At 35.1% G+C, this 24,118-nt stretch carries 21 protein-coding genes and 1 pseudogene; 6 read left to right on the top strand and 16 right to left on the bottom strand.

What is annotated here, in order from left to right:
• Positions 1-138: 138 nt before the first annotated feature.
• Positions 139-1,491, top strand: a complete 1,353-nt coding sequence (locus tag J3U35_RS11470; protein ID WP_267352304.1) for an MFS transporter — start codon at positions 139-141, stop codon at positions 1,489-1,491.
• 68 nt (positions 1,492-1,559) lie between these two features.
• Here J3U35_RS11470 and gorA read toward each other — a convergent pair whose 3' ends face one another.
• The 10 genes and pseudogenes from gorA to ribE all read right to left on the bottom strand — a co-directional run bounded on the left by gorA (position 1,560) and on the right by ribE (position 10,182).
• Complete coding sequence (gene gorA / locus J3U35_RS11465) at positions 1,560-2,912, bottom strand: glutathione-disulfide reductase (RefSeq protein ID WP_267361476.1); 1,353 nt, start codon at positions 2,910-2,912, stop codon at positions 1,560-1,562.
• A 429-nt stretch (positions 2,913-3,341) separates the two neighbouring features.
• On the bottom strand, positions 3,342-4,088 hold the full coding sequence (gene tatC, locus J3U35_RS11460) for a twin-arginine translocase subunit TatC (protein ID WP_267361474.1): 747 nt from the start codon (positions 4,086-4,088) through the stop codon (positions 3,342-3,344).
• Positions 4,088-4,423 (bottom strand): annotated as a pseudogene (tatB, locus tag J3U35_RS11455) (Sec-independent protein translocase protein TatB); the annotation flags it as partial. The gene tatC and the pseudogene tatB, both read right to left, overlap by 1 nt.
• 3 nt (positions 4,424-4,426) lie before the next feature.
• Positions 4,427-4,648, bottom strand: a complete 222-nt coding sequence (tatA, locus tag J3U35_RS11450) for a twin-arginine translocase TatA/TatE family subunit (RefSeq protein ID WP_267352308.1) — start codon at positions 4,646-4,648, stop codon at positions 4,427-4,429.
• Positions 4,649-4,717: 69 nt separating this feature from the next.
• Positions 4,718-6,259, bottom strand: coding sequence for a ubiquinone biosynthesis regulatory protein kinase UbiB (gene ubiB / locus J3U35_RS11445; protein ID WP_267361472.1), 1,542 nt, complete (start codon positions 6,257-6,259; stop codon positions 4,718-4,720).
• Between the two features lie 13 nt (positions 6,260-6,272).
• Entirely contained in the window at positions 6,273-7,049 is a 777-nt protein-coding gene (ubiE, locus tag J3U35_RS11440) for a bifunctional demethylmenaquinone methyltransferase/2-methoxy-6-polyprenyl-1,4-benzoquinol methylase UbiE (protein ID WP_220216630.1), read from the bottom strand.
• Positions 7,050-7,110: 61 nt separating this feature from the next.
• The gene (nadR, locus tag J3U35_RS11435) at positions 7,111-8,046 is read right to left on the bottom strand and encodes a multifunctional transcriptional regulator/nicotinamide-nucleotide adenylyltransferase/ribosylnicotinamide kinase NadR (protein ID WP_267352310.1); all 936 of its coding nucleotides are present in this window, start codon (positions 8,044-8,046) and stop codon (positions 7,111-7,113) included.
• A gap of 161 nt (positions 8,047-8,207) precedes the next feature.
• A complete protein-coding gene (locus tag J3U35_RS11430) occupies positions 8,208-9,266 on the bottom strand; it encodes a TrmH family RNA methyltransferase (RefSeq protein ID WP_267352311.1) in 1,059 nt (352 codons plus the stop codon).
• Between the two features lie 21 nt (positions 9,267-9,287).
• Positions 9,288-9,707: a transcription antitermination factor NusB gene (gene nusB / locus J3U35_RS11425; RefSeq protein ID WP_065558858.1), complete on the bottom strand. Its 420-nt coding sequence runs from the start codon at positions 9,705-9,707 to the stop codon at positions 9,288-9,290.
• Positions 9,708-9,711: 4 nt separating this feature from the next.
• On the bottom strand, positions 9,712-10,182 hold the full coding sequence (gene ribE, locus J3U35_RS11420) for a 6,7-dimethyl-8-ribityllumazine synthase (protein WP_411589901.1): 471 nt from the start codon (positions 10,180-10,182) through the stop codon (positions 9,712-9,714).
• A gap of 384 nt (positions 10,183-10,566) precedes the next feature.
• Between ribE and lpcA the strand changes: the two genes are divergently transcribed.
• Together lpcA and J3U35_RS11410 are read left to right on the top strand one after the other, a co-directional pair.
• Positions 10,567-11,145: a D-sedoheptulose 7-phosphate isomerase gene (lpcA, locus tag J3U35_RS11415; protein WP_267352312.1), complete on the top strand. Its 579-nt coding sequence runs from the start codon at positions 10,567-10,569 to the stop codon at positions 11,143-11,145.
• Positions 11,146-11,925, top strand: a complete 780-nt coding sequence (locus tag J3U35_RS11410; protein WP_267352313.1) for a class II glutamine amidotransferase — start codon at positions 11,146-11,148, stop codon at positions 11,923-11,925.
• A 427-nt stretch (positions 11,926-12,352) separates the two neighbouring features.
• Here the strand turns inward: J3U35_RS11410 and J3U35_RS11405 are convergent, their stop codons facing one another.
• From J3U35_RS11405 to pncB, 5 genes are all read right to left on the bottom strand, one after another.
• Positions 12,353-12,811 carry a methylglyoxal synthase gene (locus J3U35_RS11405; protein ID WP_267352314.1) on the bottom strand — a complete coding sequence of 153 codons (459 nt, stop codon included), beginning with the start codon at positions 12,809-12,811 and terminating at the stop codon, positions 12,353-12,355.
• A 134-nt stretch (positions 12,812-12,945) separates the two neighbouring features.
• Positions 12,946-14,088: a porin gene (locus J3U35_RS11400; RefSeq protein ID WP_267352315.1), complete on the bottom strand. Its 1,143-nt coding sequence runs from the start codon at positions 14,086-14,088 to the stop codon at positions 12,946-12,948.
• A gap of 293 nt (positions 14,089-14,381) precedes the next feature.
• Entirely contained in the window at positions 14,382-15,509 is a 1,128-nt protein-coding gene (locus J3U35_RS11395) for a porin (RefSeq protein ID WP_267361470.1), read from the bottom strand.
• Positions 15,510-15,796: 287 nt separating this feature from the next.
• Entirely contained in the window at positions 15,797-17,200 is a 1,404-nt protein-coding gene (gene asnS, locus J3U35_RS11390; protein ID WP_065558865.1) for an asparagine--tRNA ligase, read from the bottom strand.
• Positions 17,201-17,363: 163 nt separating this feature from the next.
• Complete coding sequence (gene pncB, locus J3U35_RS11385; protein WP_267361469.1) at positions 17,364-18,557, bottom strand: nicotinate phosphoribosyltransferase; 1,194 nt, start codon at positions 18,555-18,557, stop codon at positions 17,364-17,366.
• A 251-nt stretch (positions 18,558-18,808) separates the two neighbouring features.
• Between pncB and pepN the strand changes: the two genes are divergently transcribed.
• Positions 18,809-21,445, top strand: a complete 2,637-nt coding sequence (gene pepN, locus J3U35_RS11380) for an aminopeptidase N (RefSeq protein WP_267361467.1) — start codon at positions 18,809-18,811, stop codon at positions 21,443-21,445.
• Positions 21,446-21,579: 134 nt separating this feature from the next.
• Positions 21,580-21,912, top strand: a complete 333-nt coding sequence (locus J3U35_RS11375; RefSeq protein WP_267361465.1) for a rhodanese-like domain-containing protein — start codon at positions 21,580-21,582, stop codon at positions 21,910-21,912.
• A gap of 33 nt (positions 21,913-21,945) precedes the next feature.
• On the opposite strand, the gene J3U35_RS11370 is transcribed toward J3U35_RS11375, so the two are convergent.
• Entirely contained in the window at positions 21,946-22,794 is an 849-nt protein-coding gene (locus J3U35_RS11370) for a MetQ/NlpA family ABC transporter substrate-binding protein (RefSeq protein WP_267361463.1), read from the bottom strand.
• A gap of 182 nt (positions 22,795-22,976) precedes the next feature.
• Between J3U35_RS11370 and J3U35_RS11365 the strand changes: the two genes are divergently transcribed.
• Positions 22,977-24,113, top strand: coding sequence for an amidohydrolase (locus tag J3U35_RS11365; protein WP_267361461.1), 1,137 nt, complete (start codon positions 22,977-22,979; stop codon positions 24,111-24,113).
• The last annotated feature ends 5 nt before the right edge of the window (positions 24,114-24,118 follow it).

Raw genomic sequence — 24,118 nt, 5'->3', positions numbered from 1 at the left:
CATTCATTAAATTTTTTTATGATGAAATTAAATACAATTTTTTATGGCAGAATGTGATTTTTATAACAAGTTTTAGTTATAAAAGAGTCATTTTCTTTATTTTCTATTTTATATTAACCATACAATTAAGGTTTTTTCATGAGTCAATCTGAAATTAACGCAGAATGGCAGCCTGCTGCAAGGCCATTAAACAGTAAAGATTTAAAAACATTAGTTTTGTCTTCTTTGGGGGGAACGTTAGAATTTTATGATTTTGTCATCTATGCCCTGTATATCGATACGATTGTCAAACCTCTTTTTTTACCTCATACGTTATCACCTTTAACATTAGATCTTTTTGCATGGGGAATTTTTGCTGCTGGCTACTTGGTTCGCCCTGTTGGCGGTATCATTATGGCTCATTTTGGCGATAAAGTCGGTCGCAAAAAAATGTTCACACTTAGCGTGGCAATGATGGCTTTACCCACATTTATTATTGGTATTTTACCCACCTACGAAACCATTGGAATTTTTGCACCGCTGTTATTATTAGTGATGCGTATGTTGCAAGGAGCAGCCATTGGCGGTGAAATGCCGGGCGCTTGGGTTTTTATTGCTGAACACGTGCCAAAACAACGTTATGGCTTTGGTGTCGGAACCTTAACTTCGGGTATTACTGGGGGTATTTTACTTGGTTTTATTGTGACCATTATTATTGATCTTTGTTTTAGCCACCAAAATATTTTAGATTATGCTTGGCGGATCCCTTTTATTGTTGGTGGTATTTTTGGTGTCATTTCGGTTTATTTGCGTCGGTTTTTATCCGAAACCCCTATTTTCAAAGAATTAGCTGCCCGTAAGGCAATTGAAAAAAATATTCCTGTCATCTCTGTTTTAAAAAATCATAAAACGGCGTGTTTGATTGTAGCACTTTTAACTTGGTCATTATCCACTGCGATTATGGTAGGTATCTTAATAACGCCTGGTCGTATTGTTGGTGGGATGTATCATTTTGCTAATCTGGATTGGCGAATTGGTGGTTGTATTGCAGCATTAACCTTAACTATCGGTTGTGTTATTTCTGGTTGGTTAGAAGACAAACTGGGGACAACAAAAACAGTGATCATAACATGGGGTGGTTTGGCTGTGATGAGTATCTATTTTTATAGTACTTTGTCACCAACAATTTCACTTACTGAATTATATTTAACTTGGGCAATATTTGGTTTATTTATTGGCGCTGTCGCCATGACACCAATCATTGGTACAAGAACTTTTCCACCTGCAATTCGTTATTCGGGTTTATCGTTTTCTTATAATTTAGCCTACGCTTTATTTAGTGCCATTACACCGACTTTAACAATTTATCTTTTAAGCCCCGACCATTTACTGGGTCAATATAGTTATCTTGGTGCAGGTATTTATATCTCGTTTGTCGCGTTAATTGCAGTTGCGGTGGGTTTTTATCCGTTAGCAAAAAAAGGTTGGTCAAATAAACCCAATAATAAATAATTCTATCAATAAAAAAGCAGGATGTTTCCTGCTTTTTTATTCTATTTTAAATCCAGACAAATCGACATTTACCGCATGGTGACAAATTCTTCTGCGGCGGTTGGATGAATGGCTATGGTGTTATCAAAATCTTTTTTGGTTGCGCCCATTTTGAGTGCTACCGCAAAACCTTGTAATATTTCATCCATACCATAACCGATACCATGAATACCGATAATTTTTTCTTCATCACCAACACAGACTAATTTCATTCGACAAGGTTGGCGATGCTGTGTTACAGCTGTATACATCGCGGTAAATGTTGATTTATAGACTTTAACGTTTTCTTGTCCATATTGCAAAATCGCTTCAGGTTCTGTTAATCCAACAGTACCAATTGCAGGATGCGTAAAGACAACAGTTGGAATATTGTTATAATCTAGATGTTCATCAGGTTTATTATTAAATAACCGTTCAGATAAACGACGTCCTGCAGCCACAGCAACAGGGGTTAGGGCTGTTGCGCCTGTATCATCGCCAACCGAGTAAACACCGGCAACATTAGTGTTTTGGTACTTGTCTACAACAATAAATCCATTATCGTTAACCTTAATACCTGCCGCTGCTAAATTCATATTTTGTGTTGCAGGTTCACGACCAATTGCCCAAATTAGACAATCAACAGTATAACTTTCTCCATTTTCAAGGTGTAATGTTAACGAGTCATCACTATTTTTAGTCACTGATTTTGGTATCGCAAACGTGTGGAGTTGTTGACCTTCGCTGGCTATGACTTCCATTAAGGTTTCAATGATGAGTGGATCAAAACTGCGTAATGGTGTCGCTTGGCGTATAAATTGATGAGTTCGAGAACCTAATGAATGTAATACGCTGGCTATTTCACAAGCAATATACCCTGCCCCCACGACAGCTACACGTTTAGGTAAAGCTTTGAGCGCAAAAAAACCATCCGATGTAATACCATGTTCCGCACCAGGAATATTTGGTATACTCGGTTTTCCACCAACCGCTATTAATATGTGATCGGCGGTATATTGTTCGCCATTAACGTCAATAGTGTGAGAATCAACAAATTTGGCATAACCATAAATGACATCAACTTTATTATTAGTTAGTACACGGTCATAAGATTGATGTATTCGGTCGATGTAGGCGTTTCGGCTAGCCAGTAGTTTATCCCAACTAAATTGATTGATAGTCGTATCGAATCCATAATCAGAACCATAATGATTGATTGCTTCAGCAATTTGAGCGCCATACCACATGATTTTTTTGGGTACACAACCCACGTTCACGCAAGTCCCACCTAAAGATTTTGCTTCGATGATTGCGCATTTTTTGCCATATGAAGCCGCTCGGTTTACCGATGCAATGCCACCACTACCACCACCGATTGCAATATAATCATAATGTTTAGTCATTAAATTTCCTTCGTGCTGATTACTAAAATTAGCTATTAGCTTTGCATAAAGTGAAAAATAAAAAAAGTATTTATTTTAAAATTTAATAATAGTTATTAACGATTAATAATTACAATTAGTAGATTTTTATTTAATAAATCATTTTTCTAATGGGTTAATTTTTAATAATAATTTATTGGTTTTAAATGATTTTTTAACAGCGTTGTTTCCCAGTTATTGTGATAGGTTTTTTAGTAATACATAAAAATATCAAAAATTAGGGACTATGTTAAAGCGTTCGTTTTTTGTCGGTATTGGTCGATGCCGCCCTTAGGATCGGTTTGTAGAAGGGACAAGTGTTCCCATTGTTGCCGTAATTTTATGCCAGTCTCAATATTTGTATTTTTGTGCTTTTTTTGCTTGCATCAAAGTCCGTATTTATTGTGTTTGTTATTCATTATTTTCGTCTTCATCATGTTTACGGGGTTGATAAAAACGGGCGAAAAAAGTCCCAATTTCGAAAAGTAAACAAATTGGTATCGCTAATAATATTTGTGAAAACACATCAGGTGGGGTTACAAACATAGCAACGGCAAACACAGCCACAATGATGTAAGGTCTTTTTTTCCGTAAACTTTTTGGTGTGGTCACGCCAGTCCAACAGAGTAGTATAATGGCGACAGGGACTTCAAAAGCAAATCCGAATACCACAAATAACGTCATAACAAAATCAAGATATTTGGTGATATCGGTATTGATTGCAACATCAATCGGTGCTGTGTGGATAAAAAAGTAAAATGCAAGTGGGAATACCACAAAATAAGCAAAAGCAATACCTATATAAAATAACACTGTGCTTGATATAATCAGTGGCACGACTAAACGTTTTTCATTTTGATATAACGCGGGTGCAACAAATCCCCACACTTGATAAAGTACATAGGGAATAGAAATAAATATCGCCACCACTGCCGTTAATTTAATGGGTGTAAAAAAAGGGGCTGCGATATCAGTTGCAATCATGCTACTACCTGTAGGTAATTGACTAATTAACGGATTAGCAACGATGTGATAAATATCATTAGAAAAGTAAAGTAGAAAAATTAAAACCAATAAAATGCAGATAATACAACGTAAAAGTCGTGTTCTGAGTTCAACAAGGTGTCCAATTAAAGGTTGAGATGCGTCGTCTGTCATGGTTTGTCTTTATTTGGGTTTTCAATATCGGTTTGGGTTGCTGAATCAATCTCTTTTTGTAACGATTCTGTCACACGTTTTAAATCATCAATTGATTCTTGAATTTCAGGTGTTAAGTTGGTTAAACCACTTTGTTCTGCTTTTTTTAAACTATCTTGTAACTCTTGCAGTTTTAGCTCTTTGTTGAGTTCAAGTTGAACCGTTGCCGACATTCGTCGTAATACTTTAATCCAACCTGCAACGGTTTTAATTGCAATAGGCAAACGCTCCGGCCCTAATACAACCAGTCCAATAATTAAAACTAATAATAATTGACCAAAGCTGATATCGAACACAACCTACTCTTTTTTTGTCGTTTGTTCATCGTTAGAGGAGTCTACAGTTTCAACTTTATTTGGTTGTTCTGTTGATGTTTTTTTATCATCATCCTCATTCATTGCTTTTTTAAAGCCTTTAATTGATGCACCAAGATCCGAACCTAATGAGCGTAATTTTTTGGTTCCAAACAGTAATACAATAACTGCAATTAATATGAGTAATTGAGGCCAACTTGGCATCATGATAATTATCTCCGACGTCATTTGTGATTTGATTATACACTTAAATTATCAGATTCCCAAATAACTCATCTAATGAATAATTAGCATAGAGATAAATAATATAATGAGTATTCCTATTGCACTGTATAAAATTCGTTCTCGTTTTTTTCGACACGTTAGTTCGTGATTAATCTGTTTAATTTGATGATTCATCTGTTTTGTCATGCGTGCGTAATCATTAAGTTTTGCAGGCAGTTCAGGCAAAAGTGTTCGCCATTGTGGTAATGAAGCCCATGCTTGCTGAATAATAGTTTTAGCACTATATTTGTCTTCATACCATTTTTCTAAGAATGGTTTAGCGGTTTGCCATAAATCGAGTTCTGGATATAGTTGACGCCCCAAACCTTCAATATAAAATAGCGTTTTTTGCAATAAGATTAATTGTGGTTGAATTTCCATTTCAAATCGTCTGGCAACATCAAATAGTTTTAGTAAAATTTGTGAGAATGAGATTTCAGCCAACGGTTTTGCAAATGCAGGTTCACATACGTTGCGCATAGCCATTTCAAAAGCAATCGGATCAGTAGATTCAGGAACCCAACCCGATGCAATATAGGTTTCAGCTATTTTGCGATAATCTTGATTAAAAAAGGCAAGGAAATTTTCAGCAAGATAGTACTGATCATCTTCTGTTAAAATTCCAATAATAGCGCAATCAATTCCAATGTAACGGGGGTTTTGTGGCTCGGTAATGTCAACAAAAATATTGCCCGGATGCATATCAGCATGGAAAAAATTATCTTTGAAAACCTGCGTGAAAAAAGCTTGAACACCTCGTTCAGCTAGCAGCTTCATATCAATGTTGTGTTGTTTAAGTGTTTGGCTATCACCAATTGGCACACCTTTAATGCGTTCCTCAACTAAGATGTTTTCTCGACAGAGTTCTTGAAAAATGTAAGGTATATATAATATGTTACTATTAATAAAATTGTCACGTAAGCGTATGGTATTATAAGCTTCTTGTTTTAAGTCTAACTCTTTCATTAAGGTAAGTTCATAATCACGTACGATTTCAATTGCTCGCAACTTTGCACCGAACTTAATACGTTTAGTAAACTGTTTGGCAAGCCAATACATTAAGCCAATATCCGCTTTTATGACTGGTATAATGTTAGGACGCAATACTTTAATGACAATTTCAGCTTGGCTGCGTTTTAATATGGCTGTATGAACTTGTGCAATCGATGCCGATGCCAATGGTTGTTCATCAAAATCTGAAAAATAATGATCAATTGGCTGACCGAGTGCTTTTTCGATTAATTGTTTTGCCACCTTCCCGTCAAAAGGATCAACTTGGTCTTGTAATTTAGCTAAACTGTCTGCAATATCTTTAGAAAGCACATCTCGACGAGTTGATATCATTTGACCAAATTTTATCCATACTGGCCCAAGCTCTTGCAATGCTTGACGTAATCGCTCGCCAATTTCTTCATGTTTTGCTTTCGGCCTTATCCAAAATAAACATGATATTAAAATTGGTAACCACTTTGAAAATCGATTAGTTGGCAATAATTCATTTAATTGATATGCACGAAAAACGGTTAATATTTTATAGAGTCTGAAAAATGTCATTAGATTTCATCGCTTAAAATTTAAAACCAGTATGTAACGCCACAATACCACCTGTCATGTTGTGATATTTGACATCTACAAATCCTGCATCTTCCATCATTTTTTTCAATGTTTTTTGATCAGGATGCATCCGAATTGATTCGGCTAAATAACGGTAACTGTCAGCATCATTCGCAATAACTTTGCCCATTAACGGTAACATAGTAAATGAATAAAGATCATAAGCTTTATTTAAAATTGGGTATTGCGGTTTGGAAAATTCAAGAATTAATAAACGACCACCTGGTTTTAATACTCGCCACATGGATTGTAATGCTTTATTTTTGTCAGTCACATTACGTAGACCAAAAGAAATGGTAATACAGTCAAAAAAATTGTCCGCAAAAGGTAACTCTTCAGCGTTAGCTTGCACATATTCAATATTTTTGAATAATCCTTTGTCTCGAAGCTTTTCGCGTCCAACTTTTAACATGGATTCATTGATATCAGCGAGCACCACTAATCCGTCATCGCCGACTAATTGTGAGAATTTTGCAGTTAAATCTCCAGTGCCACCAGCAAGATCTAATACTTTTTGACCTTTACGCACACTGCTATATTCAATGGTAATTTTTTTCCAAATACGATGAATACCAAATGACATTAAATCATTCATTACATCATATTTGTCGGCAACGGAATGAAAGACATCCGCAACACGTTTTACTTTATCTTGTTTTAAAACTTGCGTAAAACCAAAATCTATTTTTTCTTGATTATCGTTATTTTGTTTGTCAGAAGATTGAGACATAAAATTTACCCATCACAAAGATTTAGGCTATTTTAGCATAAGCCAGAATAAAAGTGATGAACTAAATCAACAACCTTTCGACCATATTGGATACGGTTTCAAAATATTCTAATGATGAAAGATTTGGGTCAAAATCTTTTTCATGGATGACCAAATCAAAATGATAATTTTCTTTTAATGCGTTCAAAACTTGATGTTCTTTATCAAACACTTGCTGATAATAATGTGCTAACGTATCAAAATCGATTGAAGCAAACAGTAATTTATTAGCCTGTACTTCAGCACTCGATATCCGTTCAACATGTAACATTGCAATTTTAAGGTAATCAGCCTCACTCAAATAACGCTTATTATGTGAGTTTGTTAATTCCCGCTCGATATAATTAATATAGCCATTTGATACGTATTGCGTGTTATAAATATTAGCGAGCTGTATTGGGAGTTCTTTAAATATTCCTTGTCCTATAATCGCCACTTTTCTGACAAAAAAAGGCTTGGCAGCTTGTGCAATAAAAGACCAATTTTGGTAGGGGTTTTCGCGTATTTGAGTAGCACTAATATTTATAAAGTTGCGATCAGCATCAATAATAATTGCTGGGCAACCGAAATAAAGCTCATGATTTTTTATATCTTGAGGTTCACTGGTAAATATAACCGTTGGTTTGATTTTATATTCATTCAAAATAAGTTTGACACGATCACTCCAGTCTTTCCAGCCATTTGGATAAGACTGGATTCCAGCTTCATCTAAAACATGAATATGAATATTATGACGGTCTTTGAAGGTTTCTTTCAACCATGTGAATCGATCACTAACTTTAGGTTGTTTTGATAAATGGCTTTTGTCAAACAGTTGTTGATCACGTGATGGTTCACAGCCAAGAAAAATATGTAATTCATTGACCTGACTCATCGCTTTTTCAATTAAATATATATGTCCACTATGTAGAGGATAAAACTTACCAAAAATTAAACCAACTTTATGTTTAGACTCCATACCACTTACCAATGCATTTAAAACTTGTTAACAATCTACAGAAAAAATATTCATTTTCTAACCAATTGATGCTATTTAACATATACTCTATTTTATCAAATCCCATTAACCTTTATAGGTATTAATGTTTTGAGCAAAAATAAAGTAATCATATTTTTTAATTATAATGTTGATAATAAGATACCTGTAGCAACAGAAATATTTAGTGCCGCCATATTATCATTACCGTGTAAATGTACAACTACATCTGCACATTCTACCAGTTTTCGATTAATTTGTTGAAAAATAACGATAGCGACTTTTTTATTGAATTTGATTTGGTGTAATTCACTCGATTTAATTGACTTAACCGGGCATGGTAATAAGGCAACAATCTGATAATCATGTTGTTTTAATCGTTCAAGCGAAGCAACAAAGTCATCACTCTTTATCGACTCAATCGCTTCGATTCCCCCTTCGGCAATACGCATTGCTGCGCCACTATTGAGTAAATTAGTCTGACGCAATATGACACCGTTTACACCATAAAATGCGGCACTTCGAATAATTCCACCTAAGTTATGGGGATTATTCACATCATCAATTGCTAAAACACAATCTTGGTTTTTGCCACTATTTTTTTCGAGGTAATCGACTAATGTAAGTGGTATACGTTTTTTAACAATTAAACAGATCCCACCATGATGCTCCGTTTGGGTTATTTTCGCAATTTGTTCAACCGATACGACATCATAGCCTAAACGTTGATTGACTAACCAGCTAATTAAATCTTTAAACTGATAGGTCATATCTTGAGTAATAAATAATTTGACGATTGCTGAGCGTCGATGTTTGAAAACAGCTTTACAACTGTTTTCACTATAAACGAGGGTTTCTTCCTTACGTTGACGATATTCATCATAACCATAAGTAGGTGTTTGCTCATTATCACGAACTTTTTTCTGCCATGGGGAATCATGTTCGACAAATTGACCATACTTAAAATTTGATTCTAAATTACGATTCAGTTTTTCTGTCCCGGGTTTATTGGTTTTAGGTTTAAATACTTCAATACGGTCATTTACTGATTGTCTAATTTTGGTTTTAGACTGAAATGAATCTTTTTTAAAATTGTCTTTACGACCCGTCATTTTCTGCTGAGTTGAGCGAGAACGTTTCTGAGGTTCACTGTTCTTCGCATAAAAAATGGTTGGTTTATTTTTTTCAGAATTGTTGTTCATTTCAATCTCACTTTTGGTCAGTTATCGTGTACGAATGGTAGGAGCTATTTTATCTAATACACCGTTAACAAATTTGTGGCTATCAGCAGCACCAAACGTTTTTGTTAGATCGATTGCTTCATTAATCACGACTTTGTACGGTACATCTTGGCGTTTGGTTAATTCATATAGCGCAATTCGCAATATTGCTAATTCAATTAGACCTAGCTCTTCAACTGTACGTTCAGTGAGGTATGGCGCCATTTTATCATCTAACTCTGCTGTATTTTTACCCACCCCATTTAAAAGTTCTCGAAAATACTTGGAGTCAACGCCTTTCATATCTTGTTCTGCAATAAAACTGGTCTCAACATCGGCAAGATCATTTCGGGAAACTTGCCAAGAGTATATTGCTTGTACCGCACACTCTCTTGCTCGACGACGAGGATTGACTGATGCCACTAACTTACTCCTTAATTGCTTTAATAACGTTTAGCATTTCAAGCGCAGTTAATGCTGCTTCAGCACCTTTATTACCCGCTTTTGTGCCTGCACGTTCAATAGCTTGTTCTATAGATTCAGTTGTTAAAATACCAAATCCAACTGGGATCGAATAATCTAGGCTTGCACTTAATAAACCAGAACTTGATTCGCCAGCAACAAAATCAAAATGCGCCGTACTACCTCGAATCACGGTTCCTAATGCAACTATTGCATCATATTTTTTGGATTGTGCTGCAACTTTTGCCGCTAGTGGGATCTCATAAGCACCAGGTACCCAAATGACTGTAATGTTTTTATCATCGACTTGCCCAATACGTTTTAATGCATCGGTAGCGCCATTAACAAGACTATCATTTATAAAATGATTAAAACGTGCCACAATAATGGCAACTTTTGCTTTTGGTGCGATAACTTTAGCTTCAATAGTTTGCATACTAATTCCTTATCAATTGATTTTTAAATGCAATTTCACTATCTTTATTCGTGAAAAAATAACTGCCAAATTGTATCACAAACTGCAGATTTCTCCTATTAGCAAATAGCGCTACGAGCAAGATCTTTACATCAAATATCTAAAAATAAGACTGTACTATTTTTAAAAATAATTTAATTAAGCTCATATTGTAGATAATCAATTTAGAATAATTGATGTTTTAAGACTGATCACTCATTTTAGTTTTTATTTTCAAGACGATGTTTTAATTGACCAGTCATGAAAAATAAAAAAATGAATGAGAATTAAATTTATTTTTTAGTACTTGCAAGCTATTTTGAAAGAATTACAATGGTGGCTAAATTTTTTATGAGGGTAAGATTAATGTATATTGATAATATTCGAAATGAGTTAAATGAAGCAGCTGATGTGTTAAATAAATTTATTTCAGATGATAAAAATTTAGAACATATTCAGCAAGCCGCTATATTATTGGCTGATTCGTTCAAACATGGTGGTAAAGTGCTATCATGTGGGAATGGCGGTTCTCACTGTGATGCTATGCATTTTGCAGAAGAGTTAACAGGACGTTATCGCAACAATCGCCCTGCTTATCCTGCAATAGCGATATCTGATGTTAGTCATATTTCGTGTGTAGGTAATGATTTTGGGTTTGATTCGATTTTTTCTCGGTATATCGAGGGTGTAGGTCAAAAAGGTGATGTACTACTAGGTATTTCTACCTCAGGTAACTCTGCTAATGTGCTAAAAGCAATTGAAGCAGCAAAACAAAAAGGGATGAAAGTGATTACGTTAACCGGTAAAGATGGCGGTAAAATGCATGGTCTTGCTGATGTGGATATTCGAGTTCCCCATTTTGGTTATGCTGATCGTGTTCAAGAAATTCATATTAAAGTGATTCACATTTTAATCATGCTAATCGAAAAAGAGATGAGCAAGTAAATGTGCGAATTATTGGGCATGAGTGCGAATGTGCCAACAGATATCTGTTTTAGTTTCACCAGTTTAGTCAAACGTGGTGGTGATAAGGGCCCGCATAAAGATGGGTGGGGTATTACTTTTTATGAAGGTAAGGGGTGCCGTACATTTAAAGATCCTGAACCTTGCAGTTATTCGCCTATTGCCAAACTTGTTCAACAGTATCCAATAAAGTCAAAAGCAGTCATAGCCCACATTCGCCAAGCAAATCGAGGAGGCGTAGCACTTGAAAATACGCATCCTTTTACGCGTGAGTTATGGGGAAAAAATTGGACTTTTGCCCATAACGGGCAGCTAACAGGTTATGAAGATCTTGATATGGGGATATTTGAACCTGTAGGTCTGACTGATAGTGAATATGCATTTTGTTATCTCATTAATCAACTTCACAAGAAATATCCGCAAAAACCCAGTAATGATCTGGAAGTATTCAGCTATATTAAGCAATGCGCTGACAAACTAAGCCAACTTGGGGTATTTAATATGTTACTCTCTGACGGTCAATATGTTTTTGCTTATTGTTCAACTGACTTACATTGGATAACACGTAAAGCACCTTTCGGAAAAGCAAAACTTCTTGACGAAGATGTTGAAATTGATTTTCAAAAACACACTACGCCTAATGATATCGTCACAATCATTTCAACGTTGCCATTAACTTCTAATGAAACATGGTACAAGCTGAATACTGGAGAAGCGATTTTATTTAATAAAGGGGAAATTAATCCGTTTTCTTCATTTTAACTCACAATATTGAAACTTTATTTTAAATTAATACTGTAGAAAGCCGACAACTGTCAATTCGATTAGTATTAAAATTATTAAAGTTGCATACCAAAATCCGATTTTTATATCGAGCAACTTATATAAATAAACGGCGATAGGTATAAGCCAACAAACTTCGCCATAGCCAATTCGAATTAATTCAATCCCACGCAATAGTTTTACTTTTAAATTACTCTGATTTGTTGTTCAACATTCTCTTACAGGCTTGGCAATAAAAATACCTCATTTAAACAATGCAATTAAAAGTGGTACTACCAATAATGTTTTTGTAATACCAATAATCAGAATCCCAAAAGACATTAACAATAAAGCCGGCATGTTAGACCCTGTTTCTGTGGCAATATTTGCCCTTTCTGTTATGTAGTATTTGGGATTATATTGGCAATTATTTTAATCTTTCAGCTAAATAACCTTGATAGTCAGGAATTTCAATTTCTATTTCTTGCGTAAAAATGGAGGATTGAATCAGTGCATTAGCGGTTGCTTGATTAGTCGCAACCGGAATATTCCAGACCGTTGATAAACGAAGTAAAGCTTTGACATCAGGATCGTGTGGTACCGCATTGAGCGGGTCCCAAAAAAAGATAAGAATATCAATTTTTCCTTCGGCAATTAATGCGCCTATTTGTTGATCGCCACCCATAGGGCCGCTAAGCATAGGTGTAATATTTAGACCTGTTTCTTGTTTAATTAATGTTCCCGTAGTTCCTGTACCACATAAATGATGATGAGAAAGCTCTTCTCGATTTTTTTTACACCAATTTAATAATGACTCTTTTAAGTGATCATGTGCGACTAAAGCAATATTTTTTTTGGCAGCTAACTGACGAGTGGTATAACGCATAATGTTGTCCTAATCTATTATTATTGCTGATTTTTTTAACAGAGTATCAATTAAAATTCAAGTTTTATTTGATTAAATTAGGGACAATAAAAAAGGCACCGAAGTGCCTTTCAAAAATATCAAATTGCAATTAATTAGAATTGATAGATTAAACCAAGTGCAACAGTATCTTTTGTTGTCGCTTTAATTTCTGATTTGCTAAATGTGCTGCTATCATATAATGCACGACGTGCACCGATATCATCTTTATCTAACAAGTTGATTTTATAATCTACAATAGCTTGTAAGTTTTTGTTGAATGCATAAGTTAAACCAACATCAACATATTTAACAAGGTCATTACCTTTAAGCCCTGCATCGCTAGAATAGCTAGAAGCATCTTTAACTTTGTGTTGGATATAAGCAACAGATGGAGTTAAACGACCAATATCAAAGTCGATTCCGTATTGAGCAACAATTTCAATACCTTTGGTTTTTAAGTCATCTGCATTGTGGTTAGATGATGCATTATCCCAACCATATTTTTGTTTACCTTGAATATATAGCGCAGCTAAATAAACATTGTCATTGTCGTATTTGATACCTGCTGACCATGCTTTAGCATTTTTGTGACCACTAGTTTGAGTGTAACCAGCACCAACAGATAAACCAGTATCAAGCACATCCCAATCGATAACAGAACCCCATGCTTCCGCACTATCATGACCGTTGTTACGATTCACTGCATTGAAATGGCTAGTTGAGCTGTTATCACCGTTATCAGCATATTGAACAGCAAAGCGTAAACCATCAACTAAACCGAATAGATCAGTATTACGATAAGTTGCTACAGCTTTAGTACGTGCAGATAATGCATAAAGATCATTATTTGAAGCATCACCACCAAATTCTGGTAAAACGTCTGTATAAGAAGTTAAAGTTTTTAGCACACCGTCATTACGACCATAATCGAATGAACCAAAATCACCAAAATTCAAACCAGCAAATGCATAACGAGTTTCGTTGTCAGCATTTTTACCAGTTTTAGCTTCGTATTCCCAACGTCCGTAACCAGATAACCAGTCAGTAACTTGAGTTTGACCTGACATACCTAAACGTGCAGTCGTTTTATCACCTTCGCCTGTTTGGTTGTTTCTGTCAGTAATATAGTTTAATGCATAAACTCGACCATAAAAATCGACTTTATTGCCGTCTTTATTCCACACTTCAATAGAAGCGTTTGCAGTACCTGCAATTAAAAGAGCAGGAATAGCGATTGCTAATAGATTACGTTTCATTTTGTTACCCTCATAGGTATTTATATTTTTAAAGATGCAAATTACTTTGCTCTCGGTTAATAAATAACTGCAAAATTAAGCAATTATATTATTACTGTGATATCTTGTATTAGATATAAGATTTCTGCTTACATTGCAGATAAACAATGCAAATAAGTAAATTTCTACGAAATTTAGTTTATTTTAGTACCTACAATAAATTTTTTTAAGCATAAAATGTTTTTTTGGGCGGGAATAAATTCAAAAGGCGATAAAAAAGACACCTAAGTGTCTTTTTTATAATTTAAGAAGAATTAGAATTGGTAGATTAAACCAACACCTAACACATCTTTTGTACCTGGAGTATTTGCTTTCTTATGACCACGATTATTAGTCGTATTCATCGCTGCACCAATGTCTTTATGGTCAAGTAGATTAAATTTATATTCTACGATAGCGCTGAAATTTTTGTTAAGATCATAAGTTGCACCTAAAGATACGTATTTAGCCATAGGTGAGCTATGAGATCCTGAACGGTAATGCGCTTTATTATCACCATCATAACCACTTGTTAGTTTATGTTGAACATAAGCTAAAGAAGGAGTTAAACGACCAACATCTAATTCAATGCCATATTGAGCAACTAATTCGATACCTTTAACTTTTTCATCTGCAATATGACCTTTATGATCGATATAACGATTTTTTAACTTGCTTTGGAAATAGTTAGCAGCTAAATATAAATTATAGTTATCGTATTTAATACCAGTAGCCCAAGTATTGTGACGTTGATCACTTGAAGTTGATTGAGCATAACCAACACCTGCAGTTAAGCCTGTGTCAAAAATGTTCCATTGAACGTTTGTACCCCAAGCTTCTCTTGATTCACCACGAATATTATCTTTAGTAAGTGAGTTATCACCATTATCAGCATATTGTACTGCAAAGCTGATATCATCATTTAAACCAAAGAAGTTATTGTTACGGTAAGTTGCTACAGCTTTAGTACGAGCAGAAAGCACGTTCCAATTGTTGTTTGCAGCGTCACCACCAAATTCTGGTAATACGTCAGTATATGCAGTAATTGCTTTTAATACGCCATCATTACGACCATAATCAAATGAACCGAAGTCACCAAAATTTAATCCAGCAAATGCATAACGAACTTCGTTATCTGAATTTTTACCAGATTTAGCTTCATATTCCCAACGACCATAACCAGATAACCAATCTGTGATTTGAGTTTGACCTGACATACCTAAACGAGCAGAAGTATCGTCACCTTCATCTTTTTGACCACGATCAGTGATGTGGTTAGCTGCTTTTACACGACCGTAAAAGTCTACTTTATTACCATCTTTGTTCCAAACTTCAATAGATGCATTTGCGCTAGCTGCAACTAAAAGTGCAGGAATAGCGATTGCTAATAGATTACGTTTCATTTCTTACCCTCATGGTTATTTATTAAAAGACACTAACTGAAAAGTTTAGTGCCTATTTATGTACAATGATTATTCATCCAAAAATAATATTACTATTATTTTCTTCCACTTTTTACAGTAGTGTAAATTATGTATAAAAATTTTTTAAAAGCAAGTGAACTTTTCGTTAATTTTGATGTCTAACCCCAAAAACGAAACCGTTTGATTATAATTTATACATATTTGCTAATTATCACTAATTTGCGTTTTATCATAAACATCCAAAAATGTTTGTTTATTTATACCAGTTAAAAATTTGCATTTCGTGGCGTTCTTGGGAAAGGAATCACATCCCTTACGTTTTGTACGCCAGTGACATAAACAATTAAGCGCTCAAATCCAAGACCGAATCCAGAATGGGGAACAGTACCATATCGACGTAAATCACGGTACCACCAATAATCTTCTTTTTTAAGCCCCATTTCGTCCATGCGCTTATCTAACATATCTAAACGCTCTTCACGTTGCGATCCGCCAATGATTTCGCCAATGCCTGGCGCTAACACATCCATTGCAGCAACCGTTTTACCATCGTCATTCATACGCATATAAAATGCTTTAATATCTTTTGGATAATTTTTAACAACGACAGGCGCTTTAAAATGCTGTTCAGCTAAATAACGTTCATGCTCTGACGCTAAATCGATTCCCCAACTCACTGGATTTTCAAATTTGGCATCACAGTTTTGTAAAATAGTAATGGCATCGGTGTAATCAACTTGAGCAAAATCGGCATTAATAAAGTTTTCTAAACGATTGATTGCTTCTTTATCAATATGCTGAGCAAAAAATTGCATATCATCAGCACGTTTTTCAAGCACGGTTTTAAAGACATACTTCAACATATCTTCTGCAAGTTTTGCATTATCATTTAAATCAGCAAACGCAACTTCAGGTTCCATCATCCAAAATTCAGCTAAATGGCGTGTTGTATTGGAATTTTCAGCTCTAAAAGTTGGCCCAAAAGTATAAACTTTAGACAATGCACAAGCGTACGTTTCTGCATTTAATTGTCCTGACACCGTTAAAAAAGCTTCTTTTCCGAAAAAATCTTTATCAAAATCGACTTTCCCCTTGTCAGTTTTAGGTAGATTTAACATATCAAGGGTGGATACACGGAACATTTCACCTGCACCTTCAGTATCTGATGCGGTAATAATTGGCGTAGAAAGCCAAAAAAAGCCTCGTTCATCAAAAAATTGGTGAATGGCTTGCGCTAATGTATGACGTACACGAGTAATCGCGCCAACAATGTTGGTTCTTGCTCTTAAATGAGCAACTTCTCGTAAATATTCAATTGAATGACGTTTAGCAGCCATTGGGTAAGTTTCAGGATCATCAACAAATCCATAAACCTCAACTTGTGTTGCTTGTAGCTCGTATTTTTGTCCTTGTCCCGGAGATTCAACAACTTTACCTGTTACTTTAACTGAACAACCTGCCGTTAACCGTAAAATATCTTGTTCATAATTTGGTAGATCTTTTTCTATAACAGCTTGAATGGGATCAAAGCACGAACCATCATAAACAGCTAGAAATGAAATACCGGCTTTCGAATCACGGCGCGTTCTTACCCAGCCTTGAACAGAAATAGTGCTACCAACAGCAATTTTGCCTTGTAACACATCAACAATAGGAGCAACTGAATTCATTTTAATTATCCATCTCTATATTAATTAAGTTAAATAGTATTAAAAATAATACAAGTATATTCTAAATGCCACTTAGTTACCTAACTTTAGTCTCAGTTGGCATTAAATTAAATTTTTAAATAAAACATTTATAATTTGATTCACGTTTTTTATAAAAATAAGTTTAATGATTAACGTTAAACGTTCTTTTTAATTCATTAATAAAAGCTAAATCTTGCGATATTGTTTTTCCTGGACTGTCTGACAATTTTGCAACAGACTGATTATTGCATTGCGTCAATTTCAATACGATATTTAAGGCTTTGGTATTTGCTTCAGTAGACGGTATATCACACGCCAAAAAGCCCCCGATACCAAAAGACAATTTTACTCGATGATGAAAATGTTGATAAATCTTTATCGCTTTGTCAAAAGTTAAACTATCGGAAAATACTAACATTTTTGTTTTAGGATCAATCCCTAATTGTTGGTAATGGGCAATCGCCTTTTCACCCCATTCAATCGAATCACCCGAATCATGGCGTAATCCTTGATAGTGATTAGCAAAGTAAGTATCAAAATCACGCAAAAATGCGTCCATGGTAATACAGTCTGTTAGGGCTACCCCCAAATCTTGAGGATATTCATCTAACCAAACTTTAAGCGCTGTTTTTTGGCAATCTTGCAAAGTTGGGGTTAATCGCTGATGAGCTTGAAACCATTCATGTGCTTGAGTACCAACAGGGGTAAGTCCTAGTCGATAAGCCAGTAAATAGTTACTGGTACTATGAAAATTGTCAAAATGGTTTTTTAGGTAATCGACAACAGCAGATTGTACGGCAAATGAGTAACGCCTTCGGGTTCCAAAATCCATTAAATTAAAGCCCGACATATCCATATTTGCAGTTTGCTCTTTAAATCTTGTTAATTTATTTTTGAGTTGGGCTATAGCTTCCGACACGCCAATCTTAGGAGAACGATCTCTATGTGCTATTTCGCTAATAACTGCCAGTAATGGGACTTCCCATAAAATTACATCCAGCCACTTTCCTTCAATTCTTATATCAAGTCTTCCTTCTCGATTAGTTATCGTCAATAATTGACTATTAAAACGCCAATTCTTGAGCCAGTTTAAATAATCAGATTTAAAAAAGGAGATGCCAGATAGATAATGAAATTCATCATCGGAAAGCGTTAATGATTCCATTAATTTGACTTGATGTTTTATTTCATCAGCATATTGACCTAATAAATCATCACTTCTACAACGAAACTCCGCAACGACAGTGGTATCTGGGTAATGATGAAAAACGGCTTGCTGCATATGCAACTTATAAGCATCAGTATCTAAGATTGATGTAATTATAGCTGGTAACATGTCTTTTTGTTGTTAATACTCTAAAAAAATTCTAGAGATTATAGCAGAATAATATTGAAGATATAGATTAAATATATAATAACCTATCTTCATTAAGCTATAATATTAATAACAAACCAGATTAAATAATATAACCTAACTATACTCAAAAGAATTAATTAAACATCATCAATAACGATAAGTGCAGTTGTGAAAATCATGCAATATTTATCGAATTTTAATTATTTATAAAAATAAAAGGCACAATAACTATGACAACGAATAATACCAAAACACAACCAACTGCAAAGTATCGACTGGACTATAAAGCACCCGATTTTACCATTACGGATATCGATCTTGATTTTAACTTATCCGCACAAATCACAACAGTCACGGCTCGAAGCCATATTATACAAAAAAATGCTAAAGCCTCAGACTTAGTTTTAGATGGAGAAGACTTAACATTAATCGCTATCAATATCGATGAACAGCCTTGGCAGGATTATCACATTACCGACTCAGGCATTATTATCCACAATGTTCCATCAGATGAATTTACACTAACCATTGTCAATGAAATAAAACCGATTGATAACACTGCACTAGAAGGATTGTATGTTTCTGGAGAAGCACTTTGTACACAATGTGAAGCTGAAGGATTTCGTCATATCACATACTATTTAGATAGACCCGATGTTTTAGCGCGTTTTTCAACTCGTATTACCGCCAATAAACAACAATACCCATATCTGCTTTCTAATGGTAACCGCATTGCACAAGGAGAACTTTCAGACGGTCGTCATTGGGTACAATGGCAAGATCCATTTCCTAAACCCGCCTACTTGTTTGCATTGGTTGCCGGAGATTTTGATATTCTTAAAGATCAGTTTATAACTCGTTCAAACCGTAAAGTTGATCTGGAGATTTATGTTGATAAAGGCAATTTAGATCGTTCTCATTGGGCAATGACCAGTTTAAAAAATGCTATGCGCTGGGATGAAACTCGTTTTGGATTAGAATATGACTTAGATATTTTTATGATTGTTGCCGTTGACTTTTTTAATATGGGCGCAATGGAAAACAAAGGTCTGAATATTTTCAACTCAAAATATGTCCTTGCCAAACCAGAAACGGCCACTGACGATGATTATTTGGGTATTGAAGGTGTAATTGGTCATGAATACTTTCATAATTGGACAGGCAATCGTGTTACTTGTCGTGATTGGTTTCAACTTAGCTTAAAAGAAGGTTTGACGGTTTTTCGTGATCAAGAGTTCAGCGCGGATATGGGCTCTAGAGCCGTTAAGCGAATTGATGATGTTAAAATCTTGCGTAGTGTCCAATTTGCTGAAGATGCAAGTCCGATGTCTCATCCTATTCGTCCTGATCAAGTCATAGAAATGAATAATTTCTATACGGTGACTGTGTACGAAAAAGGGGCTGAAGTGATACGAATGATGCATACCTTGTTAGGCGAAGATAAGTTTCAAGCTGGCATGAAACGCTATTTTGAACGTCATGACGGAAGTGCAGCAACTTGCGATGACTTTGTCGCTGCTATGCAAGATGCTTCAGGCATTGATTTAACACAATTCAAATTATGGTACAGCCAATCAGGTACACCAGAATTAACCATTACAGATAGCTATGATGAAAAAAGCAAACACTATTATTTAACTATCGAACAAAACACGCCTGCAACCTTAGATCAAGCTGAAAAGAAAGCTTTGCATATCCCTATTAATATTGAATTATATCAACATAACGGCGAAATCATTAAACTTGAGCATAACCAACTGCCAATTAATCACGTTTTAAATTTAACACAAGCAAAACAACAATTTGTTTTCGATAACGTTAATGAAAAACCGATTATTTCATTATTACGTGATTTTTCTGCACCGGTAAAAATGACCTATGATTATCAAGATAGTGATTTGATTTTTTTGATGCAACATGCAACCAATGCGTTTAGTCGTTATGATGCTGCGCAAATGCTATTAATTAAATATATTCGGGAAAATGTTAAAAATTATCAAGATAATCGACAACTAAGCCTTCCTGATTCAGTTATCGATGCATTTAGAGCAATATTATTATCCGAATCAACAGATCCCTCTCTTATTGCCCAAATCATCACTTTACCTTCGGAAAATGAACTAGCCAATTTATTTAGTGTCGTTGACCCAATAGCCATCTATCAAGTCCGCCTGTTTTTATTAACGTGTTTTGGTAATGCACTTTATGATGAATTAACCGCAGTTTACCGTCACAATAAAATCGAAAATTATCGGATTGAACATGAAGATATTGCTAAACGCTCATTAAAAAATGCCTGTTTGATGCTTTTAGCCCATGCCGATGAGAAATCACAAGCAAATCATCTGGTTCATCAACAATATTATCAAGCAGACAATATGACAGATACCATCGCTGCATTAACAGTTGCTGTTAAAGCTCAGCTTGATTGTCATCAAGAACTTTTAGCCGATTTTGATAATAAATGGCATCAAGACGGATTAGTGATGGATAAGTGGTTAGCTTTGAATGCATCGAGTCCAGAAAAAAATGCACTTTCAACGGTGAAAAAACTTTTAACTCATCGATCCTTTTCGCTCAGTAATCCCAATCGGATTCGCGCTTTAATCGGTGCTTTTGTTAATAATAATCCTGTAGCTTTCCATGCAACTGATGGGAGTGGATATCAATTTTTAGTCGAAATATTAATGGAATTAAATCAAAAAAATCCGCAGGTTGCGGCAAGATTGATCGATCCATTAATCAGATTGAAACGTTATGATCAACAACGTCAGCAACAAATGCGTCAAGCACTTGAAACCTTATTAAAACTGGATCATTTATCAAAAGACTTATATGAAAAAATTAGCAAAGCTTTAGCTGCATAACACTCAACACATCATCCTGTTTTCCTCGAACAGGATGATGTTAAAATCATTTGAAACTTGATATGTTTTTGCTTTATATTCAGACACAAATAAAACATCCAACTTTTTACCATTACTTAACAATATTAAAAATCATGACCAACATAAAATCTATTACACCGACAGAACTTGCAGAAAAATTAAATCAGAAACATCCTCTATTTTTACTTGATGTACGTGAATCTAACGAAGTAGCCATATGCCGCCTTGAAAATTCCGTCCATATTCCAATGAATCTTATCCCACTTTATTTAGATAAAATACCCGATGAAATCGACATTGTACTTTACTGTCACCACGGAGTTCGGAGCCTTAATGTTGCCAATTATTTAGCTGAAAATGGTTTTGATACTGATTATCTTTATAATCTTAGTGGTGGGATTGATGCTTGGGCATTAACCGTTGACACGCAAATGCCAAGATATTAAATGCCCGCCTTCACAACGGGCACATTTTGGATTTTATTCTTGTGGCATCACCCAATAACCATTTTGATTGTGAGCTTGCATATAATCCTTAAATTGTTGGGATTGATAAATACGTTTGACAGCCTGCGCCCATTGACTGTTTTCATTACCTTCATTCACCACAACCATAATTTCTAAATCGGGGACAATGGTTTCCAAAAGCAATGCTTTGCTTGAATCAATGTTGGCCGAATAAACAATACTCCCCGGAATGACAGCAAAATCAAGCTCATTAAGAACTCTAGGAATATTTGCCGAATCCATTTCAATAATATCGATGCCCTCTAAGTTTTCAGCGATATCATTTTTACTCGCTAAAATAGGATTCGTATTTTCTTTCGATTTAATCCATCCTGCTTTTTCAAGTAAATTATAAGACCGTGCAGCATTTGAAGCATCTTGAGGAATCGCCACTTTAGCTCCAGAAAAAACCTTATCTAATGATTGATATTTATTAGAGAAAATCGCCGCAGGTACCGATGGCACATGCACAACTGGCTTTAAATTAGCTTTGCGTTGGGCATTAAATACATTCATATAAGCAGTATGCTGTGCAACGGTTAAATCAATGCTTCCTTCACTCAATGCCACATCTGATTCTAATAAATGTGGGAAATTAACCAGTTTAACTTTATATCCTTCTGATTCAAGAATAGGTTTTACCGCATCTCTAAAAAGATCATTATACGGGCCGGGTGATACCCCCATACTAATCTCTTTTTTGGTTTGATTATTAGCTTGTTTTGAGGAATTATCACAAGCGCTCATTAAACATGCAGAACTAAATAAAACCACAATAGCAATATGTTGTAAGAATTTATGTTTGATAAAACCATTTTTCATTTGAGTTACCCTTTATCGGCTATCGACATTTGTTTTACTCTAGCACAGAAATAATGGTTTATTTATTCCAAGTTATTCTATCTTATAACTTTTTGGAATAAGATATAAAAAACGATTATTAGGTTGAAAAATTAAGCTGTGCTAACGTTAAAAACATCTCATAATCATTTTTTGGATATATTATGCATCAGCCCATTGCACAAACTATTCATCAACTTTTTGTTACATTACATCAAAATCCTGAGCTTTCAAATCAGGAGTTCAATACCACTAAAATATTGAAAACGTATTTAGAAAAAGCAAACATTAAAATTTTAGAATTAGGTGCTAAAACGGGGGTCATTGCCGAAATAGGAACAGGTTCACCTATTCTGGCTTTACGAGCTGATATTGATGCGTTACCCATCCATGAACAAACAAATTGTGATTATCGTTCCCAAAATAAAAATGTTATGCACGCTTGTGGGCATGATGTACATGCATCAATCTTAATGGGAGCGGCTTATCTTTTAAAAGAACACGAAAAAGATTTAACAGGGACCATTCGTTTACTATTCCAACCTGCGGAAGAAAACTTTAGTGGAGCCCTACAATTTATCAAAATTGGGGCATTAAAAGGGATAGATGCCATACTCGGTTTACACAACAACCCTAATTTAACCATTAATCAAATGGCATCACGAGCTGGCCCTTTTTCAGCTAATGTTGATCGCATTGAAATTACCATAACTGGTGTTGGAGCACATGCAGCAAGACCTGAATCGGGTATTGATCCTATTGTTATTGGTGCACAAATTGTAAACGCCATACAAACTATTTCAAGTCGTTCTGTAAGTGGTCTTGATGCTGTAATTGTCAGCATTACTAAATTTGAAGGTGGAAATACTTGGAACGTGATACCTGAAAAGGTTGAAATGGAAGGCACGGTAAGAACTCTTACACCGCAAATCAGAGCTAAAGTCAAACAACAGTTAAGGTCTATTATTGAACATATTGCTATTGCAATGGGCGCAAAAGCTGAATTAAAATGGTTCGAAGGCCCTCCTTCAATCATAAATGTAGAAAATTGGGTCGAGCTTGCAAAAAATATTGCAAGACAAGAAGGTTATGAAATCATTGATTTTCAACCTCAATTAGGCGGTGAAGATTTTGCCCATTATTTACATCATGTACCGGGCGCATTTATTAACCTTGGTTCTCAAAGCCCTTATGCACTTCACCACCCTAAATTTCAAATTAATCCTGACATGATAATACCTGCAGCAAACTATTTAGCTAAACTTGCCAAACAAGCGCTTATCCAAATAGACCAAAGTTAATAGGG

The sequence above is a fragment of the Gilliamella sp. B2717 genome (assembly GCF_026536675.1).
Taxonomy (GTDB): domain Bacteria; phylum Pseudomonadota; class Gammaproteobacteria; order Enterobacterales; family Orbaceae; genus Gilliamella; species Gilliamella apicola_I.
Note: the sequence above shows the minus strand (reverse complement) of the source record. Positions and strands in the feature narration are given on the sequence as shown.

Coding starts and splice junctions, on each gene's coding strand:
- J3U35_RS11470 (WP_267352304.1), top strand. CDS start 139: ATGAGTCAATCTGAAATTAACGCAGAATGGCAGCCTGCTGCAAGGCCA.
- gorA (WP_267361476.1), bottom strand. CDS start 2,912: ATGACTAAACATTATGATTATATTGCAATCGGTGGTGGTAGTGGTGGC.
- tatC (WP_267361474.1), bottom strand. CDS start 4,088: ATGACAGACGACGCATCTCAACCTTTAATTGGACACCTTGTTGAACTC.
- tatA (WP_267352308.1), bottom strand. CDS start 4,648: ATGATGCCAAGTTGGCCTCAATTACTCATATTAATTGCAGTTATTGTA.
- ubiB (WP_267361472.1), bottom strand. CDS start 6,259: ATGACATTTTTCAGACTCTATAAAATATTAACCGTTTTTCGTGCATAT.
- ubiE (WP_220216630.1), bottom strand. CDS start 7,049: ATGTCTCAATCTTCTGACAAACAAAATAACGATAATCAAGAAAAAATA.
- nadR (WP_267352310.1), bottom strand. CDS start 8,046: ATGGAGTCTAAACATAAAGTTGGTTTAATTTTTGGTAAGTTTTATCCT.
- J3U35_RS11430 (WP_267352311.1), bottom strand. CDS start 9,266: ATGAACAACAATTCTGAAAAAAATAAACCAACCATTTTTTATGCGAAG.
- ribE (WP_411589901.1), bottom strand. CDS start 10,182: ATGCAAACTATTGAAGCTAAAGTTATCGCACCAAAAGCAAAAGTTGCC.
- lpcA (WP_267352312.1), top strand. CDS start 10,567: ATGTATATTGATAATATTCGAAATGAGTTAAATGAAGCAGCTGATGTG.
- J3U35_RS11410 (WP_267352313.1), top strand. CDS start 11,146: ATGTGCGAATTATTGGGCATGAGTGCGAATGTGCCAACAGATATCTGT.
- J3U35_RS11405 (WP_267352314.1), bottom strand. CDS start 12,811: ATGCGTTATACCACTCGTCAGTTAGCTGCCAAAAAAAATATTGCTTTA.
- J3U35_RS11400 (WP_267352315.1), bottom strand. CDS start 14,088: ATGAAACGTAATCTATTAGCAATCGCTATTCCTGCTCTTTTAATTGCA.
- J3U35_RS11395 (WP_267361470.1), bottom strand. CDS start 15,509: ATGAAACGTAATCTATTAGCAATCGCTATTCCTGCACTTTTAGTTGCA.
- asnS (WP_065558865.1), bottom strand. CDS start 17,200: ATGAATTCAGTTGCTCCTATTGTTGATGTGTTACAAGGCAAAATTGCT.
- pncB (WP_267361469.1), bottom strand. CDS start 18,557: ATGTTACCAGCTATAATTACATCAATCTTAGATACTGATGCTTATAAG.
- pepN (WP_267361467.1), top strand. CDS start 18,809: ATGACAACGAATAATACCAAAACACAACCAACTGCAAAGTATCGACTG.
- J3U35_RS11375 (WP_267361465.1), top strand. CDS start 21,580: ATGACCAACATAAAATCTATTACACCGACAGAACTTGCAGAAAAATTA.
- J3U35_RS11370 (WP_267361463.1), bottom strand. CDS start 22,794: ATGAAAAATGGTTTTATCAAACATAAATTCTTACAACATATTGCTATT.
- J3U35_RS11365 (WP_267361461.1), top strand. CDS start 22,977: ATGCATCAGCCCATTGCACAAACTATTCATCAACTTTTTGTTACATTA.